17 protein-coding genes are annotated in these 17,455 nt (G+C 71.1%); 8 read left to right on the top strand and 9 right to left on the bottom strand.

From position 1 onward, the window contains the following. Positions 1–292: 292 nt before the first annotated feature. Positions 293–934 carry a DNA-3-methyladenine glycosylase gene (locus ACZ5ID_RS36115; RefSeq protein ID WP_468906780.1) on the bottom strand — a complete coding sequence of 214 codons (642 nt, stop codon included), beginning with the start codon at positions 932–934 and terminating at the stop codon, positions 293–295. A gap of 85 nt (positions 935–1,019) precedes the next feature. Between ACZ5ID_RS36115 and ACZ5ID_RS36110 the strand changes: the two genes are divergently transcribed. The 3 genes from ACZ5ID_RS36110 to ACZ5ID_RS36100 all read left to right on the top strand — a co-directional run bounded on the left by ACZ5ID_RS36110 (position 1,020) and on the right by ACZ5ID_RS36100 (position 3,044). Further along, positions 1,020–1,802, top strand: a complete 783-nt coding sequence (locus ACZ5ID_RS36110; protein ID WP_468906778.1) for a sporulation protein — start codon at positions 1,020–1,022, stop codon at positions 1,800–1,802. 40 nt (positions 1,803–1,842) lie between these two features. Next, complete coding sequence (locus ACZ5ID_RS36105) at positions 1,843–2,379, top strand: YbhB/YbcL family Raf kinase inhibitor-like protein (RefSeq protein WP_406555435.1); 537 nt, start codon at positions 1,843–1,845, stop codon at positions 2,377–2,379. Between the two features lie 158 nt (positions 2,380–2,537). Continuing rightward, positions 2,538–3,044 carry an HNH endonuclease gene (locus ACZ5ID_RS36100; protein ID WP_468906775.1) on the top strand — a complete coding sequence of 169 codons (507 nt, stop codon included), beginning with the start codon at positions 2,538–2,540 and terminating at the stop codon, positions 3,042–3,044. 72 nt (positions 3,045–3,116) lie between these two features. Here ACZ5ID_RS36100 and ACZ5ID_RS36095 read toward each other — a convergent pair whose 3' ends face one another. The 4 genes from ACZ5ID_RS36095 to ACZ5ID_RS36080 form a co-directional block, all read right to left on the bottom strand. Beyond that, entirely contained in the window at positions 3,117–3,890 is a 774-nt protein-coding gene (locus tag ACZ5ID_RS36095) for a sulfite exporter TauE/SafE family protein (protein WP_468906773.1), read from the bottom strand. Positions 3,891–3,983: 93 nt separating this feature from the next. Beyond that, positions 3,984–4,913, bottom strand: coding sequence for an SPFH domain-containing protein (locus ACZ5ID_RS36090; protein ID WP_101387658.1), 930 nt, complete (start codon positions 4,911–4,913; stop codon positions 3,984–3,986). Positions 4,914–4,991: 78 nt separating this feature from the next. Further along, entirely contained in the window at positions 4,992–5,414 is a 423-nt protein-coding gene (locus ACZ5ID_RS36085; RefSeq protein WP_406555433.1) for an NfeD family protein, read from the bottom strand. Positions 5,415–5,472: 58 nt separating this feature from the next. Next, positions 5,473–6,264 (bottom strand): ABC transporter ATP-binding protein, encoded by a 792-nt coding sequence (locus tag ACZ5ID_RS36080; protein WP_406555432.1) that lies wholly within the window; start codon positions 6,262–6,264, stop codon positions 5,473–5,475. A 138-nt stretch (positions 6,265–6,402) separates the two neighbouring features. Between ACZ5ID_RS36080 and ACZ5ID_RS36075 the strand changes: the two genes are divergently transcribed. Next, on the top strand, positions 6,403–7,191 hold the full coding sequence (locus tag ACZ5ID_RS36075; RefSeq protein WP_468906769.1) for a hypothetical protein: 789 nt from the start codon (positions 6,403–6,405) through the stop codon (positions 7,189–7,191). A gap of 488 nt (positions 7,192–7,679) precedes the next feature. On the opposite strand, the gene ACZ5ID_RS36070 is transcribed toward ACZ5ID_RS36075, so the two are convergent. The 3 genes from ACZ5ID_RS36070 to ACZ5ID_RS36060 all read right to left on the bottom strand — a co-directional run bounded on the left by ACZ5ID_RS36070 (position 7,680) and on the right by ACZ5ID_RS36060 (position 9,873). After that, positions 7,680–7,925, bottom strand: a complete 246-nt coding sequence (locus ACZ5ID_RS36070) for a chaplin (protein ID WP_468906766.1) — start codon at positions 7,923–7,925, stop codon at positions 7,680–7,682. 168 nt (positions 7,926–8,093) lie between these two features. Continuing rightward, positions 8,094–8,735, bottom strand: coding sequence for a response regulator (locus tag ACZ5ID_RS36065; RefSeq protein ID WP_468906763.1), 642 nt, complete (start codon positions 8,733–8,735; stop codon positions 8,094–8,096). After that, a complete protein-coding gene (locus ACZ5ID_RS36060; protein ID WP_468906760.1) occupies positions 8,728–9,873 on the bottom strand; it encodes a GAF domain-containing sensor histidine kinase in 1,146 nt (381 codons plus the stop codon). The genes ACZ5ID_RS36065 and ACZ5ID_RS36060 overlap by 8 nt, the downstream gene beginning before the upstream one ends. Before the next feature lie 239 nt (positions 9,874–10,112). Between ACZ5ID_RS36060 and ACZ5ID_RS36055 the strand changes: the two genes are divergently transcribed. The 3 genes from ACZ5ID_RS36055 (at position 10,113) to ACZ5ID_RS36045 (ending at position 12,880) form a co-directional block, all read left to right on the top strand. Further along, positions 10,113–10,811, top strand: a complete 699-nt coding sequence (locus ACZ5ID_RS36055) for an SDR family NAD(P)-dependent oxidoreductase (RefSeq protein WP_468906757.1) — start codon at positions 10,113–10,115, stop codon at positions 10,809–10,811. A gap of 37 nt (positions 10,812–10,848) precedes the next feature. Continuing rightward, the gene (locus ACZ5ID_RS36050) at positions 10,849–11,934 is read left to right on the top strand and encodes an S-adenosylmethionine:tRNA ribosyltransferase-isomerase (protein WP_468906755.1); all 1,086 of its coding nucleotides are present in this window, start codon (positions 10,849–10,851) and stop codon (positions 11,932–11,934) included. Between the two features lie 268 nt (positions 11,935–12,202). Further along, on the top strand, positions 12,203–12,880 hold the full coding sequence (locus ACZ5ID_RS36045) for a transglycosylase SLT domain-containing protein (RefSeq protein WP_468906753.1): 678 nt from the start codon (positions 12,203–12,205) through the stop codon (positions 12,878–12,880). Positions 12,881–12,964: 84 nt separating this feature from the next. On the opposite strand, the gene ACZ5ID_RS36040 is transcribed toward ACZ5ID_RS36045, so the two are convergent. Further along, complete coding sequence (locus tag ACZ5ID_RS36040; RefSeq protein WP_468906750.1) at positions 12,965–15,571, bottom strand: ABC transporter ATP-binding protein/permease; 2,607 nt, start codon at positions 15,569–15,571, stop codon at positions 12,965–12,967. A 325-nt stretch (positions 15,572–15,896) separates the two neighbouring features. Between ACZ5ID_RS36040 and ACZ5ID_RS36035 the strand changes: the two genes are divergently transcribed. After that, positions 15,897–17,405: a streptophobe family protein gene (locus ACZ5ID_RS36035; protein ID WP_468906747.1), complete on the top strand. Its 1,509-nt coding sequence runs from the start codon at positions 15,897–15,899 to the stop codon at positions 17,403–17,405. The last annotated feature ends 50 nt before the right edge of the window (positions 17,406–17,455 follow it).

Below are 17,455 nucleotides of genomic sequence, written 5' to 3'. Positions count from 1 at the left end.
GCTTCCTTCGTTTCCGACTCTATCAGACTCTTTCGTGTCCGATTCCCTGTCGGCGGGATTCGCTTTCCAGGTTTTCGCTTTCGCGTTTCCCTTTCGGCGTGATCACTACTTTAGCTGATTTCCCGGGTGGCTCATAATCGAGCCGCATCGAGCCGATGAATCCGAATTCCGGCATGCCGAAACAAGGCCCCGTCGGGGTCAGTCGTAGGTAGTGGGTGGCCGCTTCGGGTTGCTGAACAGCAGGACCCGTCTCAAGCGGCTCGGGCTACGTTAGGCGTCCGGTCGAGCCGAGTCAAGTTGCGCGGCGGCGTGGCTGATGCGCGCGGTACGGGCTGACTGTCGGGTCGTCAGCGATCCAGAACCGCCAGGGATGCGGGGCGCCTTCGCCGCCCACGCCGGTGCGGGGTCCGCTGCGTACCAGGTCGGCGGAGGGTGGGGTCCCCGTGAGTACGGAGAGAGGTGCGTCCGGGTCGGTGCAGACGTCGGCGCCGTCCAGGGCGCGGTCGACATCCAGGGCTGTGGCCAGGCGGGCCGGCCCTTTGGCCAGTTCCACGTCCTTTTTGGCTGAGATGCGACGTTTGCGCGCGAGCTCCCCGCCTACCTGGATCTCTCCCGCTCGCAGCAGCACCCCGCTCGCCATGCCCTCGGGTCCGCACACCAGGTTCAGGCAGTGCCACATCCCGTACGTGAAGTAGACGTACGCGTGGCCGGGCGGGCCGAACATCACGCTGTTGCGGGCCGTGCGCCCGCGGAAGGCGTGGGACCCCGGGTCGTTGGCGCCGTCGTACGCCTCCACCTCCGTCAGTCTCAGCTCGACCGGGCCCCCGGCCGTGTTGCGCACCAGGGTGCGGCCGAGGAGGTCGGGGGCGACTTCGAGGACGGGGCGGTCGAAGAAACCGCGCGGGAGTGGCGTACGTTCGGGGGCCGCGATCATGGCGTCCGAGGGTACCGGGTGGGCGAGCGGAACCGGAGGCCGTGGTTGTGCGTTCTGTGGGTGCAGGATCTATGGAGGGAACAGCATGGGGTTCAAGCGTCTGCTTGCGAGTCTGGGTGCCGGAGGCGCTTCGGTGGAGACCGAGCTGACCGAGGCGAACGTGGTGCCGGGCGGTGTCGTCCAGGGCGAGGTCCGGATCCAGGGCGGGTCCGTGGACCAGCGGATCGAGGGGCTCTCGGTCGGCCTCCAGGCGCGCGTCGAGATCGAGGGCGGTGACCACGAGACCAAGCAGGACATCGAGTTCACCAAGCTGCGTCTCGGCGGCGCGTTCGAGGTGAAGGCGGGCGCGGTGCACGTGGTGCCGTTCGGCCTGGAGATCCCGTGGGAGACGCCGGTCACGACGGTCGCCGGTCAGCCGCTGCGCGGGATGCACATCGGGGTGACGACGGAGCTGGAGATCGCGCGCGCCCTGGACTCGGGCGACCTGGACCCGATCAACGTGCACCCGCTGCCGGCGCAGCAGGCGATCCTCGACGCCTTCATCCAGCTGGGTTTCCGCTTCAAGAGCGCGGACATGGAGCGCGGCCACATCCGCGGCACGCGCCAGCGGCTGCCCTTCTACCAGGAGATCGAGTTCTACGCTCCGTCGGAGTACCGGGGCCTGAACCAGGTGGAGCTGACCTTCATCGCGGACGACCGCGCGATGGACGTGGTGCTGGAGATGGACAAGAAGCCGGGTCTGTTCACCGAGGGCAGCGACTCGTACCGCTCCTTCCAGGTGGGTCTGAACGACTACCAGGGGACGGACTGGGCGGCATATCTCCACCAGTGGCTGGCGGAGGTCGGCGGTCGGCGCAACTGGTTCTAGGCTCGGTCCCGTCACTGGATACCGATCAGGAGGTGCCCGCGTGAGCGAGCTCAAGAGGCCGCCGCTCCCCCATGACTTCCACCCCGAGGTGCCCTCGTTCACCGTGGTGAGCGAGGACGTCCAGGAGGGTGCGCCGCTGAAGGACGCCCAGGTGTACGCGGAAGGGAACACCTCTCCCCACCTCCGGTGGGAGGGGTTCCCGGCCGGGACCGAGAGCTTCGCGGTGACGTGCTTCGACCCGGACGCCCCGACGGGCAGCGGGTTCTGGCACTGGGTGGTCTTCGACATCCCGAAGTCGGTGACCGAGCTGCCCGCCGGCGCGGGCACCGGGAAGTTCGAGGGTCTGCCGGCCGGGGCGGTCCAGGTCCGCAACGACTACGGGTCGAAGGACTTCGGCGGGGCGGCCCCGCCGGCCGGTGAGTCGCACCGCTATGTCTTCACCGTCTACGCGGTGGATTCCGCGAAGCTGGGACCGGACGCTGACGCGTCGCCCGCGGTCGTCGGATTCAATCTGCGGTTCCACACCCTGGCACGCGCCCAGCTGATCGGTACGTACACGGGTCCCTCGAACAGCTGACTCCGGGTAGCTGATCGTTCCTTCATTGTTTGCCCTGCTCTGGTCTTGGAGAGATCAGAGCAGGGCATTTTTTAATGCGTTGTCCGTCGTGGCCGGCCCGGCCAGAGTTGATCCAAGCCCGCCAGGGGGTGGGCCGGCACTACGCGGAGGTGGGCATGATGCGGGACACGCTGGTACTGAACGCGAGCTTCGAGCCGCTGTCGACGGTCACTCTCAACCGTGCGGTCGTGCTGGTACTCCAGGACAAGGCCGTCGTCGAGCAGGAGCATCCCGAGCTGAGAATGCGTGCCGCCGCGGTCGAGATACCGGTGCCCCGGGTGATCAGGCTCTGCCGGTACGTACGGGTGCCGTTCCGAAGACAGGCTCCGTGGTCGAGACGGGGTGTGCTGATCCGGGACCAGCACCGCTGCGCGTACTGCGGCAGACGCGCGACGACGGTGGATCACGTGGTGCCGCGGGCCCAGGGCGGCCGGGACAGCTGGCTCAACACGGTGGCGTCCTGCGCCGAGGACAATCACCGCAAGGCGGACCGGACGCCGGAGGAGGCGGGGATGCCGTTGCTGCGTCAGCCGTTCGTGCCTTCGCCCGCCGACGCGATGCTGCTCGCGATGGCCGCCGGGGACCGGTCCGCCCTGCCGGAGTGGCTGGCCCGGGGAGCGGCGTAACAAACGCAACAAAGGGGACGGGAAGGACCGGGTCGGCCCGCCGCCTGCGGCTGCGGGCCGGCCCTTTGTGCGTCAGCGCAGTACCAGCTGCACGATCGCCACCACACCGACCGCGATGATCACCCCTCGGAGTACCGGGGGCTTGAGGCGGCGGCCCACCTTGGCGCCGAGCTGGCCGCCTATCGTCGACCCGACGGCGATCAGCAGCACCGCCGTCCAGTCGAAGTCGGCGACGAAGAGGAAGAAGACGGCGGCGACGCCGTTGACCAGCGCCGCGAGGATGTTCTTGACGGCGTTGATCCGCTGGAGGCTCTCGGGGAGCAGCAGCCCCATCAGGGAGAGGTAGAGGACGCCCTGGGCCGCGCCGAAGTACCCCCCGTACACGCTGGCGAGGAAGAGGCCGACGAGCAGGACGGGGCCGCCGTCGGGGTGGGCCCGGGTGCCGGTGGCCTCGCGGCGGCGCTTGACGGCGGCGGCGATGCGCGGCTGGAGGAGGACGAGCACCAGCGCGATACCGACGAGTACGGGGACGATCGCGTCGAAGGCGTCCGACGGCAGTGCGAGCAGCAGGACGGCCCCTAGCAGGCCGCCGAGCAGGCCCGTGGACGCAAGGCGCAGGATGCGGCGGGTCTGGCCGCGCAGTTCGCGGCGGTAGCCGATGGCTCCGCTGATGGAGCCGGAGACCAGGCCGAGGGTGTTGGACACGTTCGCCGTGATGGGCGGCAGACCGGTGGCCAGCAGCACGGGGAAGGTGATCAGGGTGCCGGAGCCGACGATCGTGTTGATGGTGCCGGCGCCGATGCCGGCCGCGAAGACCGCTAGTGCTTCCCAGATGGACAACGCCATCTCCTTACACAATCAGTGAGACGCCTCCCCGCCATGGAGGTCGGGGGGCCGCACCGATCATGCACGGACGTTGTACCGCACAGTCAACTGTTCTCAGTCGACGGGCGGTTCCTCGCGGCGCTCGGAGCCCGTGTTGAAGCCGGGCATCCCGCCGCCGAGGTTGCCGAACGCGCCGGAGAGTCCCTTGAGCGCGTCGCCGATCTCGCTGGGCACGATCCAGAGCTTGTTGGCGTCTCCCTCGGCGATCTTCGGGAGCATCTGGAGGTACTGGTACGAGAGGAGCTTCTGGTCGGGGTCGCCCGCGTGGATGGACTCGAAGACCGTACGGATCGCCTGGGCCTCGCCCTCGGCGCGCAGCGCGGCGGCCTTGGCCTCACCTTCGGCGCGCAGGATCGCGGACTGCTTCTCGCCCTCGGCGCGCAGGATCTCGGACTGCCGGACACCTTCGGCCTGGAGGATCGCGGCGCGCTTGTCACGGTCGGCGCGCATCTGCTTCTCCATCGAGTCCTGGATGGAGGTGGGCGGCTCGATCGCCTTGAGCTCGACGCGGTTGACGCGGATGCCCCACTTGCCGGTGGCCTCGTCGAGGACGCCGCGCAGGGCCGCGTTGATCTCCTCGCGGGAGGTGAGGGTGCGCTCCAGGTCCATGCCGCCGATGATGTTGCGCAGCGTGGTGACGGTGAGCTGTTCGATCGCCTGGATGTAGCTGGCGACCTCGTACGTGGCGGCGCGGGCGTCGGTCACCTGGTAGTAGATGACGGTGTCGATGTTGACGACCAGGTTGTCCTGGGTGATCACCGGCTGGGGCGGGAACGGCACGACCTGCTCACGCAGGTCGATGCGGTTGCGGATCGAGTCGATGAACGGGACGACGATGTTCAGGCCCGCGTTCAGCGTCCTCGTATAGCGGCCGAAGCGCTCCACGATGGCCGCGCTGGCCTGCGGGATCACCTGGATGGTCTTGATCAGGGCGATGAAGACCAGCACCACCAGAATGATCAGGACGATGATGATCGCTGACATCGCGTTCCCCGTGCCTTTCTTGCTCTAGGAAGTGCCCGGCAGCGGTGCGGCTGCCGGCCCGGATGATCCTGGCATGGTTCACATGACGATGGCAGTCGCTCCGTCGATCTCGACCACATCGACCTGCTGCCCGGGTTCGAACGACTGGCCGCCGTCGAGCGTGCGCGCCGACCACACCTCGCCCGCGAGCTTGATCCGGCCGCCGCTGCCGTCGACTCTCTCCAGGACGACGGCCTGACGGCCCCTCAACGCGTCGATGCCGGTGGCGAGGTGGGGCCGCTCGGCGCTGTGCCTGGCCGCGATGGGCCGGACCACGGCGATGAGGGCCACCGAGACCACGACGAAGACGAGGACCTGTGCGACGGTGCCGAGGCCCAGACCCGCGCCGACGGCCGCGGCGACCGCGCCGACCGCCAGCATGCCGAATTCCGGCATGGCGGTCAGCACCAGGGGAATGCCGAGACCTGCCGCCGCGATCAGCCACCCAACCCATGCGTTCACGAGGTCATGGTAGGTCCGCGCACCCCGTCACGGACAGTGCACCTCTCGGTCCGCCGGGTCAGGCGAGCGGGAGGCCGGTGGCGGAGTAGCGGTCGCCGCGGTGCTCGACGACGAGCGGAAGGCCGAAGCAGAGGGAGAGGTTGCGGGAGGTGAGCTCGGTCTCCATGGGGCCGGCGGCGAGCACCTTGCCCTGACGGATCATGAGGACGTGGGTGAAGCCGGGGGCGATCTCCTCGACGTGGTGCGTGACCATGACCATCGAGGGCGCGTACGGGTCGCGGGCGAGGCGGCCGAGGCGGCGGACCAGGTCCTCGCGGCCACCGAGGTCGAGACCGGCGGCCGGCTCGTCGAGGAGCAGCAGCTCGGGGTCGGTCATCATCGCGCGGGCGATCAGCGTGCGCTTGCGCTCGCCCTCGGAGAGCGTGCCGAACTTGCGGTCGAGGTAGTCGGTCATGCCGAGCCGGTCGAGGAAGGCGCGGGCGCGCTCCTCGTCGACGGCGTCGTACTGCTCCTGCCAGGTGGCGGTCATGCCGTACGCGGCGGTCAGGACCGTCTGGAGCACGGTCTGGCGCTTGGGCAGCTTGTCGGCCATGGCGACACCGGCCATGCCGATGCGCGGGCGCAGGTCGAAGACGTCGACCTTGCCGAGGCGGTCGCCGAGGATCTTCGCCGTGCCGGTGGACGGGAAGAGGTAGCTGGAGGCGATGTTGAGGAGGGTGGTCTTGCCTGCGCCGTTGGGGCCGAGGATCACCCAGCGCTCGCCCTCCTTGACCGACCAGGAGACATCGTCCACCAGAGCGCGTCCGTCGCGGACCACGGATACGTCCACCAGCTCCAGTACATCGCTCATGAGCGCGTTGTCTCCCCATGCAATCGTCTTGAGGTCCGGGCTGTGCCTGTGGGCAGGGTCCCGGGGAAATCTCCCAGACAAAACCTACGCCACTGAGGGAGTGGACCTGCCGTGAGGGCCAGTACCTAGGCTGGGTCCATGTTCTCGGAACCACGTTCAGGTCGGCTGGCCGCATGGGGAAATGCCCTGTTGGCCGGGAAAGTTTCGCCGGATGACGCCGCGTCGGCGATCGTCGGGGACGACGCGGTGCACCGGGTGTCGGGGCTGCCGGGTGAGGCGGCCCCGGTGGGGCTCACGCTGGCGCTCGGGCGGCTGCGGGGGCTCGGGGTGACGGGCTTCCGGGTCGCGCTGCCCGCGCCGGGGCATCCGCTGGGGCTCAGCGGGCCGCCGGAGTTCAACGCGCGGGCGCTGGAGGCGGAGGAGGCGGTGGTCGGGTTCGGGGCGCCGCACGGGCTGGTGCCCCACGTGAGCGAGGTGGGGCCCGCGGGTGATGTGCGGGTGGAGGTCCTGTGGCAGTGCCTGGCGGTACGGGAGGCTCCGCCGGCCGACGTGCCCTCGCTCGGGGAGGCGGAGCGGGAGCTGGCGGAGGGTTTGCGGGAGGCGACGGCGGTGCTGACCCGGCTCGATGTGGCGGGGTCGGGGCCGGCGGCCCGGGCGGCGATCGACGCGTACCGGGCGCGGGCGGAGGGGCCGGACGACTCGGTCCTGGCTCCCGGGTATCCGCCGCGGGCGGTACGGGTGCTGGAGCTGGCCCGGCGGGTGGGGCTGCTCGTGGAGGTGGCGCGCGGGGCGGAGGATGTCGGCGGGGCGGTGAGCGCGTCGGAGCTGTGGGCTCGGGCGGAGGCGTTGCGGCCGGTGGAGCGGGTGGCTCGGCGGGCTCGGGTGGCGGCGTACAACGCGTATGTGGAGGGGGTTGCTCGGGGGTGAGCCCCTCCCCGCCCCTTCCCTAAACCCTCCAGGGGTGGGGGGCTTTCCGGGGCTGCGCCCCGCCCCCGGTGGTGTGGGCCTGCGGCCCGCGGTTGGAGGCCCCGGCCCGGCCCCGGGGTCGACGGTGTCTGCGGGCCGGCTTGGGCTGCGCCCAGGTCCTTTTTCGGCTGCGGGACGTCTGTGGCTGGTCGCGCAGTTCCCCGCGCCCCTGGGTACTCAGGGGTGCGGGGAACCGCGGGCAAGCCGGCACGGTCCGCAGACAAACCCCGGGCCTACAGGCCCCAGCGCCCGCGCACAGGACCCGGCCGCACAGGGGCGCGGGAAACTGCGCGACCAGCCGACCACCGGCCCGCAGACAAACTCCCGGCCCACAAGGGGCGCGGGGAACTGCGCGAGCAACCCACCACCGGCCCGCAGACGCACCCCGGGCGCGAAAAGGGGCGCGGGGACGGTGTCGCCAAGCGGCGGCGGGCCCGCGCCCCTGGGGTTCACACGTTCGAGGACTCGTTGCCGAACGCCGGGTTCAGGAGGCCGATCACGTTGACCGAGTTGCCCGTGGCGTTGACCGGGACGTGGACCGGGACCTGGACCAGGTTGCCGGAGAGCACGCCCGGGGAGTTCGCGGCCTTGCCGTCCGCCGTCGCGCCGCTGTGCGCGGACGCGGCGCCCGCACCCGCCGCGACGATTCCTCCGGCGATCATGGCGACGGCGGCGGCCTTCTTCAGGTTCTTCACTTCAGGTTCCTCCTGGTCTCGCCGCGGCGGTCCGCCGCAGCACGCCCTGGAGAACGCCCGCCGGGCGCTGGGGATGCGCCGTGTGGGTGACATCCACCCGACGGTATGAATCTCGCACCGGACCGTGACGATCCGTATTTACCCATGGACGTCCATCAGCCTGTCGGATCAGTCCGTCAGGCCGTGGCGGACTGCCCACAGGGCCGCCTGGGTGCGGTCCGCCAGATCCAGCTTCATGAGGATGTTGGAGACGTGTGTCTTGACCGTCTTCTCGGAGAGGACCAGCGCCCGGGCGATCTCCCGGTTGGAGCGGCCGTCGGCGATGAGGCCGAGGACTTCCCGCTCGCGCTCGGTGAGGGAGGTGCTCCGGCCCTGGCCGCCGCCCGCGTCGTCCTGGGAGAGCAGCGCGCCCGCGACCTCCGGCTGGAGCAGCACATGCCCGGCGTGCACCGAGCGGATCGCGCCGGCCAGCGCCTCCGGGTCGACGTCCTTGTACACATAGCCCGCCGCCCCCGCCCGCAGCGCGGGCACCACCGTGCGCTGCTCGGTGAAGCTGGTGACGATCAGCACCTTCGCCGGGTTGGCCAGCGCGCGCAGCTTGCGCAGCGCCTCGATGCCGTCCATGCCGGGCATCTTCACGTCCATCAGGACGACGTCCGGCTTGAGCTCCTCGGCGCGGGCGACCCCCTCGGCGCCGTCGGCGGCCTCGCCGACGACCTCTATGTCGTCCTGGATCTCCAGGAACGTCCGCAGCCCGCGGCGGACCACCTGGTGGTCGTCGACCAGGAGGACTTTGATGCTGTCAGCCACCTGGCACCTCCATCTCGATCGTGGCGCCCTGACCGGGCGCCGATTTCACGAAGAGCCGGCCGCCGACGCCGCCGGCCCGGTGCCGCATCGACACCAGACCCAGGTGCCGTCCGGCGCGGCGGACCGCCCGGGGCTCGAATCCGCGGCCGTCGTCGACGACCCGCAGGGCGGCGCCCTGGCCGCGCCGTACGAGAACGACCGAGACGTGCTCGGCGCCCGAGTGGCGCAGGGCGTTGTGCAGGGCCTCCTGGGCGACGCGCAGCAGCGCCTCCTCCTGGGCGGGCGGCAGTGCCCGTACTCCGCAGTTCTCGAAGGTGACCTGGGCGCTGTGGGCGCGGTCGAGGACCTGGATCTGGGTGCGCAGGGTGTTGACCAGGCCGTCTTCCTCCAGGGCGGCCGGGCGCAGCTCGACGACGGCCGCGCGCAGTTCGTCGGCGGCCTCGGCGGCGAGCACGGCGACCTGCTGGAGCTCGTCCTTGGCGCGCGCGGGGTCGCGGTCGACCAGGGCGGTCGCGGCCTGGGCGGTCAGCCGCAGCGAGAAGAGCTTCTGGCTGACCGCGTCGTGCAGCTCGTGGGCGAGGCGGGTGCGCTCCTCGGTGATGGTGAGCTCGCGGCTGCGTTCGTAGAGCCGGGCGTTGGTCAGGGCGATCGCGGCGTGCTGGGCGAGGATGCCGAGCAGTTCGGCGTCGTCCTCGGTGAAGCCGCAGCCGCCCTCCGGCTTGGGGCAGCGCTTGTTGGCGAGGAAGAGCGTGCCCAGCGTCTCGTCGCCGTCGCGGATCGGCACGCCCAGGAAGTCGGACATGTCGGGGTGGGCGGCGGGCCAGCCGCCGAAGCGGGGGTCCTTGCGGACGTCGGCGATCCGCTCCGGCTTCTTGTCGTTGAGCATCGCCGCGAGGATGCCGTGCTGGCGCGGCAGGGGGCCGATCGCCTTCCACTGCTCGTCGCTGACGCCGTCGACGACGAACTGGGCGAAGCCTCCGTGGTCGTCGGGGACACCGAGAGCCGCGTACTCCGCGTCGAGCAGGTCGCGGGCCGAGGCGACGATCGTCTTGAGGACGTCGCGCACCTCCAGATGCCTGCTCATCGCGAGGAGTGCGGTGCTCACGGCGGCGAGGCCGGAGCTCGGTCGGTGGCTCATGGGATCACCGTACCCGCGGGGTGTGACGGTCCGTATCCGCCTGTGGACGGCGGTGGGCCGGGTCCTGGGGACTAGGTCGAAGTGCCTTGGGCGGCTGGTGCGTGGGGCTGAGGCGCCGGGGGCGTACGGGGAGTGACGCTGGGGCTGTCGGCGGACCCGGGCCCGTACGGCCGGCGCCGACCGCCGACGGTGGACAGCAGTGGACAGCGGGGCAGCGGACTGCGAGGGGATGGAAGATCATGCCGGTAGCGATCATCACGGGGGCTTCGAAGGGTCTCGGGCGGGCGCTGGCGCGGGCGCTGGCCGCACGCGGCTGGGACCTCGTCCTGGACGCGAGGACCGCGTCCGTACTGAAGGAGACGGCCGGGGAGCTGGCGGGCCCCGGGGCGCGGGTGGTGGCGCTCGCCGGGGACGTGCGGGACGCCGGGCACCGCCGGGCGCTGGTGGCGGCGGCCGGTGAGCTGGGCGGGCTCGACCTCCTGGTGCACAACGCGAGCGCGCTGGGCGCCGAGCCGCTGGTGCCGCTGGAACAGCAGAGTCTGGAGGGCTTCCGGGCGGCTCTGGAGACCAACGTGGTGGCGGCGCTCGGGCTGGTCCAGGAGTCGCTCGGCCCGCTGCGGCGCTCCTCGGCGGGGGCGGTGCTGGTGGTCAGTTCGGACGCGGCGGCCGAGGCGTACCCGACCTGGGGCGGGTACGGGGCGTCGAAGGCGGCGCTCGACCAGCTGGCGGCCGTGCTCGCGGTGGAGGAGCCGGGGCTGCGGGTGTGGGCGGTGGACCCGGGCGACATGCGCACCGATCTGTACCGGGCGGCCGTGCCGGGCGACGAGGAGGCGCGGCCGGAGCCGGAGACGGTGGTGCCCGGCTTCCTGAGCCTGATAGAGCGCCGCCCGGCGAGCGGGCGGTACGCGGCTCCCGCGCTGGTGGAGGTGGCCCGGTGAGGCGGGCCGTCCGGGGAACGCGCGCCCGGTGGGCGCGATGACGGCCGACCTCGCGCTCCGGGTGCCGCCGGAGCTGATGGCCTCGGTGCCCGCCGAGGTGCGCGGCGCGGGCCGGGACGACGTACGGCTGCTGGTGTCGCGCGGGACCGAGGTCTCCCATCACGCGTTCCGGGAGCTGCCCGGACAGCTGCGCGCCGGGGACGTCCTGGTCGTGAACACCTCGGCGACGATGGCGGCGGCCGTGGACGGCACGGTGGGCGGTGAGCGGGTGGTGGTGCACTTCTCGACGCTGGGTCCGGACGGGCGCTGGGCGGTCGAGCCGCGCACCCCGGAGCCCTCGGGCAGCACCCGGCGGCGGACCGCTACGCGCGCGGGGACGACGGTGGCGCTGCCGGACGGGTGGCGCCTGACCCTGGAGGAGCCGCTGAGCGGCGCCGGGGACCGGCTGTGGTGGGCCCGTACGGAGAGGGGGGACGTACCGGGGCTGCTGGCGCGGTACGGGCGGCCGATCCGGTACGCGTACACCGCGGGCGACCAGCCGCTCTCCGCCTATCAGACGGTCTTCGCGGTGGCCTCGCCGGACGGGGTGGGCTCGGCGGAGATGCCGAGCGCGGCGCGGCCCTTCACGGTGGACCTGGTCGCGGAGCTGGTGCGGCGGGGGGTGCAGTTCGCGCCGGTCACCCTGCATACGGGGGTGGCCTCGGCGGAGGCGCACGAGCCGCCGTACCCGGAGCGGTTCGAGGTGCCGGTGTCCACGGCCCGGCTGGTGAACGCCGCGCGCGCGGGAGGTGGTCGCGTCGTGGCGGTGGGGACGACGGCCGTACGGGCGCTGGAGTCGGCCGCGGGGGTGGACGGGATCGTCCGGGCCGCGTCGGGGTGGACGGATCTGGTGGTGACGCCCGCGCGCGGGGTACGTGTGGTGGACGGGCTGCTGACCGGGCTGCACGAGCCGCAGGCCTCGCATCTGCTGATGCTGGAGGCGGTGGCGGGACGGGCGGCGATCAGGGCCGCGTACGCCGAGGCGCTGAGCGGGCTCTACCTCTGGCACGAGTTCGGCGACGTCCACCTCATCCTTCCGGACGAGCACCATTACACGCTGAATTGCTCCTGCAACGCACGGTGAAAGCGTCACCGGGCCGATGTGAGCCCGCACATAGGACGCACATCACTTACGAAGCCGCTTAGTGGATAAATAAAGGCCCTGTGAGCGGGGCGAGCAGGGGCGGGATGCGCTTTTTCCCCGCCCCTGATCCACTATGCCGCTTCGTACGTCACACCTTTGCCACAGGATTTTGCTGCCGCTAAGAATGGCTCCCGTCGCACAGCGCTGCGGCTCACCGCCGCGGCGCTTTCGTGTGCCGTCCCCGTCGTTCGGAAGAGGTCCCACAACCATGCCCGAGTCCCGCAACCCTGGTCACAGTCGTCTGAACAAGACGCACAAGATCTCGATTGCCGGTGTCGCCGCCCTCGGCGCCGCCGCGCTCGCCCTCTCGGTCCTGCCGGGCAGCGGCGAGTCGGGTACCGCTGTGGCTGCCGAGCCCGTCGCCTTCTCCGTGACCGCCGCCGGTATCAACGCGAAGGCCGTCGAGGCGAGCATCGCCAAGCAGCACGTCACCGCCGTCAAGCAGGCCGAGGCGCAGGCCAAGGCCAAGGCCGAGGCCGACGCTAAGGCCAAGGCGGAAGCCGCCGCGAAGAAGCGCGCGGCCGAGGCCGCCGCGAGCCGCGCCGCCGCCCGCAAGCCGGTGTACACCAACAACCTGGACGGCTGGATCCGTCAGTCCCTGGACATCATGAAGGCCAAGGGCATACCGGGTTCGTACAACGGTCTGTACCGCAACATCATGCGCGAGTCGACCGGCAACCCGAACGCCATCAACGGCTGGGACATCAACGCGATCAACGGCGTCCCGTCGAAGGGTCTGCTCCAGGTCATCCAGCCGACCTTCAACGCGTACCACGTGGCCGGCACGTCGTGGAACATCTACGACCCGGTCGCCAACATCACGGCCGCCGCCAACTACGCGGCCGACAAGTACGGCTCCATGGACAACGTCAACGGCGCCTACTGACGGGCGCGCGCCGACCGGCGCCGACGGCACACGAAAGGGCGGCACCCCGTGCGGGGTGCCGCCCTTCGGTGCGTTCCGGGTCCGCTACTTCCGCATGACCTCCGGCTCGTGGCGGCGCAGCAGGCGCGCGACCGCGAGACCGCAGATGACGCCCAGGGCGATCAGCACGGTGATGTTGATGCCCCACTGGCTCGCCGAGTGCTCCCACAGCGGGTCCAGGTCGTTGGGCTTGTTCTGGTCCCACGGCGGCATCAGGTGCGCGAGGTCGAGCGTGGAGCCGGCGCCCGCGATGGCCCAGCGCGAGGGCATCAGCCAGGCGAACTGCTCCAGGCCGATGGAGCCGTAGACCTTGAAGAGGATGCCGGTGAAGACGACCTGCACGATCGCGAACATGACCAGCAGCGGCATGGTCTTCTCGGCGGTCTTCACCAGCGAGGAGATGACCAGGCCGAACATCATCGAGGTGAAGCCGAGGGCGATGACCACCAGGCAGATCTCGACGGCCGGCGGCATGATCAGGCCCTCCTTGGGGAGGTCCCGGGTGGAGAAACCGATGCCGCAGATGATGACGCCCTGGATCGCGGTGATCACACCGAGGACGATCACCTTGGACATCAGATAGGCCGAGCGGGAGAGGCCGGTGGCCCGTTCCCGTTCGTAGATGACCCGTTCCTTGATCAGTTCTCGTACGGAGTTGGCCGCGCCCGAGAAGCACATGCCGACGGCGAGGATCAGCATGATCGTGCCGGCGTCGCCGTTGAACTTGCTGGAGCCGGTGGGCGGGGCCAGACCGAACTTCGCCGGGATGACCACGCTGACCGCGCCGAGGACGGCGGGCAGGATCAGCATCAGGCCGATGAAGCCCTTGTCGGAGGCGATGACCGAGGTGTACCGCCGGATCAGCGTCCACAGCTGGGCGCCCCAGCTCTGCGGCTTGGGCGGGCGCATCTGGTTCGGCGCCGGCATCTGGACCGACTGGGCGGCCACGGCGTCGATGTCGGCGGCGTACATCTGGTAGTGCTGCGAGCCCTTCCAGCGGCCCGCCCAGTCGTAGTCGCGGTAGTTCTCGAAGGCGGAGAAGACATCGGCCCAGGTGCCGTAGCCGAAGAAGTTCAGGGCCTCCTCGGGCGGACCGAAGTACGCCACCGAGCCGCCCGGCGCCATCACCAGGAGCTTGTCGCAGATCGCCAGCTCGGCCACCGAGTGGGTGACGACGAGGACCGTGCGGCCGTCGTCGGCGAGCCCGCGCAGCAGCTGCATGACATCGCGGTCCATGCCCGGGTCGAGGCCGGAGGTCGGCTCGTCCAGGAAGATCAGCGACGGCTTGGTCAGCAGCTCCAGGGCGACCGAGACGCGCTTGCGCTGGCCACCGGAGAGGGAGGTGACCTTCTTCTCCTTGTGGATGTCCAGCTTGAGCTCGCGCAGCACCTCGTCGATGCGCTGCTCGCGCTCGGACTCGGTGGTGTCAGCGGGGAAGCGCAGCTTGGCCGCGTACTTCAGCGCCTTCTTGACGGTCAGCTCCTTGTGCAGGATGTCGTCCTGCGGGACCAGACCGATGCGCTGGCGCAGCTCGGCGAACTGCTTGTACAGGTTCCGGTTGTCGTAGAGGACATCGCCCTGGTTGGCGGGCCGGTAGCCGGTGAGCGCCTTCAGCAGGGTGGACTTGCCGGAGCCGGAGGGGCCGATGACGGCGATGAGCGACTTCTCGGGGACGCCGAAGGACACGTCCTTGAGGATCTGCTTGCCGCCGTCGACCGTCACCGTGAGGTGGCGGGCCGAGAAGGAGACGTCACCGGTGTCGACGAACTCCTCAAGACGGTCGCCGACGATCCGGAAGGTGGAGTGACCGACGCCCACGATGTCGTTCGGCCCGAGCAGCGCGGAGCCGCCCTTGGCGATCGGCTGTCCGTTGACGTACGTGCCGTTGTGCGAGCCGAGGTCGCGGATCTCCATGCGCCCGTCGGGCGTCGAGTGGAACTCGGCGTGGTGGCGCGAGACCTGGAGGTCGGAGACGACCAGCTCGTTCTCCAGCGCACGGCCGATGTGCATCACCCGGCCGAGGGAGAACTGGTGGAACGTGGTGGGGCTGCGGTCGCCGTAGGCCGCCGACGCGCCCGCCGCCTGACCGGGGCCCTGCGGCGGGACCTGGGCGTGCGGGTTCTGGGCGTGCGGGTTCTGGGCGTGCGGAGCCTGGGCGTGCGCCTGCTGCGGGACCGGCTGCTGCCAGCCCTGCTGGGGCGCCTGCTGCGGGACCGGCTGCTGGGGCTGCTGCTGCGGTGCCCAGCCGGCGCCGCCGTGCTGGGGCTGCTGCGGCGGAGCCTGCTGCGGGGCCTGCTGGGCGGCGGCCGGCGCGCTGTACGCGGCGGCCGGGGCCGCGGCGGCGGCCGGCGCGGCGGTGAGATTCAGCCGCGGGCCGTCCGTCGCGTTGCCCAGGTGCACCGAGGAGCCCGGACCTATTTCCATCTGGTGGATCCGCTGACCCTGCACATAGGTGCCGTTGGTGCTGCCGTGGTCCTCGATGACCCAACTCCGGCCGCCCCAGCTGATCGTGGCGTGCCGCCAGGAGACCCTGGCGTCGTCGATCACCATGTCTCCCTGCGGATCACGTCCGAGGGTGTACGACCGGGACGCGTCGAGCGTCCAGGTCCTGCCATTCAATTCCAGTACGAGTTCCGGCACTCCATGCCCCACTTGTTGTCCCCCGAGCAATCCCCCGATACAGGGAGTCTAGGGATGGCGAACATCGTGGGGAACTATTTCAGGCCCGGGCTCGTATCCGAAACCCGCCCCTTGTGAATAACGTGCACAGACCTGTCCCAGTCCGGCAACAGGCGTGTACGCGCGCGCCGTTGACTCAGGTGAAACGCGGCCGGAAAGTAGTAAGCGCCCATGACTGCGTACGGATCATGCGCGAATGGGACAACCCAGACAGGTTGGACGAATCCCGGGGGGCCTGGTGACCATGGGCGACAGGGGCGGGAAAGGGGCCTCCGGGGGACCCGGGGCGCCGGGTGCGATGGAGTCGCGAGGAACGCCCGGGGCCGTCCCGTGGGGCGATGTCCTGCTGGCCTCCGTCTCCTCGGTCAGCTGGGCGCTGGTCGCGATGGCGGGGGTCGCGGCGCTCGGGCTGCATCTGCTCGGCGCCGACGCGGCCGGGGCCCTGGGGCCGATGACGGCGGCCGTGGTGGTGCTCGGGGCGGGCGGTTCCGTGACGCCGTCGGGCGATGTCTCGGCGTTCGGACTGACGGGCGCGCAGGCGAGGACGGCCGTCGAGATCACGCCACTGGGGGTGTCGCTGGCGGGTGCGCTGCTCCTCGCCTTCTTCTTCCTGCGTTCGCTGCGGTCGGCGGGCGCGGTGCTGCCCGGGGCGGAGCTGGTGGCGCGGGCGGGCGGGGTCGTGGTGCTGTTCGTCGGGGTGGTGGCGGGGCTCGCCTGGGCCGGCCACGACCTGGTCACCATCGACGGGAGCTCGCTCGGCCTCGGCACGGGCGGGTCGCCGGGCGCCGGCAAGGTGTCGATCCCCGGGCTGGGCGACCTCGGGGACATCGGCGGCATCGGAGGCATCGGGGGGCTGCTGCCGGACCGGCTCGGCCGGCTCGCCGACGCCAAGGCGCGGGTCGGGTTCACCGTGAACACGGCGGACTCGCTGGTGGGCGCGGTGTTCTGGGTGCTCGGGGTGGTGCTGGTCGCCCTGCTCGCCTCGCGGCGCTCACCGTTACCGCGCGGCTGGGAGTGGGTGCACCGGGCGGTACGGCCCGCCGCGTCGGCGCTGGTCGCGGTGGCCCTGCTGGCGGTGGCGGCGGGGCTCGCGGCGGCGGCGTACGCGATGACGGACGACGGCCACCCCGGGCGCATCGCGGGCGCGGCGCTGCTGGGCGCGCCGAACGGGGTGTGGCTGGCGTTTCCGCTCGGCCTGCTCGTCCCGTGGAACGGGCATGCCACCGGGGCGCTGGCGCAGGTGCTGCCCGACCCGCTGGACAAGCTCCTCGCCTTCAAGAACGACCAACGTGTGAGCGTGGGGCGGCTGGCCGAACTGGACGGGCGCGTCTGGCTGTTGGCTGTCGCCATGGGAGTGGTGATGGTGTACGCGGGGGTGCTCGCCGCGGCGCGCACGCCGGTACGGGGGCGGTCGGCGGGGGCGTTCGCGGGGCGGTGCGCGGTGTCCCTGGGTGCGGTGACGGCGGCGGCGCTGCCGCTGATGGTGTGGCTCACCGGGGTGTCGGCAGACGCGTCGCTGTCCGTGCTGGGGTTCGACGCGTTCGGGGCGGGGGTGGAGCTGCACGGCAGCGCGGGGCTCGCGGTGGTTCTGGGGGCGGGGTGGGGGGCGCTGGCGGGGGGCGCGGGGGGACTTCTGGCGTACGGGGTGGGGGCGGCGGGGCGGCGGGTGTCGGGGATGGCGGGGTGGGGTGGTGCGGGGTCCGGTTCTGGCGGGCCGTCGGCGGAGGAGGTGTACGGGCGGGCGGGGCCTTATGCGCCTTCGCCGGTGTATCGGCAGGAGGGGAATCCTTATTTGCGGGATGAGTGAGGTGTGGGGGTGAGCGTGGGGTTTTGCCCCTCCCCGCCCCTTCCCTGAAC

The organism is Streptomyces sp. NPDC031670, assembly GCF_055580545.1.
The sequence above is the reverse complement of the archived record's forward strand: the minus strand, read 5'-3'. Positions and strand labels throughout refer to the sequence as shown.

Excerpts from the sequence above, each read along its gene's own strand:
- ACZ5ID_RS36115 (WP_468906780.1), bottom strand. The coding sequence starts at position 934 with ATGATCGCGGCCCCCGAACGTACGCCACTCCCGCGCGGTTTCTTCGAC.
- ACZ5ID_RS36110 (WP_468906778.1), top strand. The coding sequence starts at position 1,020 with ATGGGGTTCAAGCGTCTGCTTGCGAGTCTGGGTGCCGGAGGCGCTTCG.
- ACZ5ID_RS36100 (WP_468906775.1), top strand. The coding sequence starts at position 2,538 with ATGCGGGACACGCTGGTACTGAACGCGAGCTTCGAGCCGCTGTCGACG.
- ACZ5ID_RS36095 (WP_468906773.1), bottom strand. The coding sequence starts at position 3,890 with ATGGCGTTGTCCATCTGGGAAGCACTAGCGGTCTTCGCGGCCGGCATC.
- ACZ5ID_RS36090 (WP_101387658.1), bottom strand. The coding sequence starts at position 4,913 with ATGTCAGCGATCATCATCGTCCTGATCATTCTGGTGGTGCTGGTCTTC.
- ACZ5ID_RS36080 (WP_406555432.1), bottom strand. The coding sequence starts at position 6,264 with ATGAGCGATGTACTGGAGCTGGTGGACGTATCCGTGGTCCGCGACGGA.
- ACZ5ID_RS36075 (WP_468906769.1), top strand. The coding sequence starts at position 6,403 with ATGTTCTCGGAACCACGTTCAGGTCGGCTGGCCGCATGGGGAAATGCC.
- ACZ5ID_RS36060 (WP_468906760.1), bottom strand. The coding sequence starts at position 9,873 with ATGAGCCACCGACCGAGCTCCGGCCTCGCCGCCGTGAGCACCGCACTC.
- ACZ5ID_RS36055 (WP_468906757.1), top strand. The coding sequence starts at position 10,113 with ATGCCGGTAGCGATCATCACGGGGGCTTCGAAGGGTCTCGGGCGGGCG.
- ACZ5ID_RS36050 (WP_468906755.1), top strand. The coding sequence starts at position 10,849 with ATGACGGCCGACCTCGCGCTCCGGGTGCCGCCGGAGCTGATGGCCTCG.
- ACZ5ID_RS36045 (WP_468906753.1), top strand. The coding sequence starts at position 12,203 with ATGCCCGAGTCCCGCAACCCTGGTCACAGTCGTCTGAACAAGACGCAC.
- ACZ5ID_RS36035 (WP_468906747.1), top strand. The coding sequence starts at position 15,897 with ATGGAGTCGCGAGGAACGCCCGGGGCCGTCCCGTGGGGCGATGTCCTG.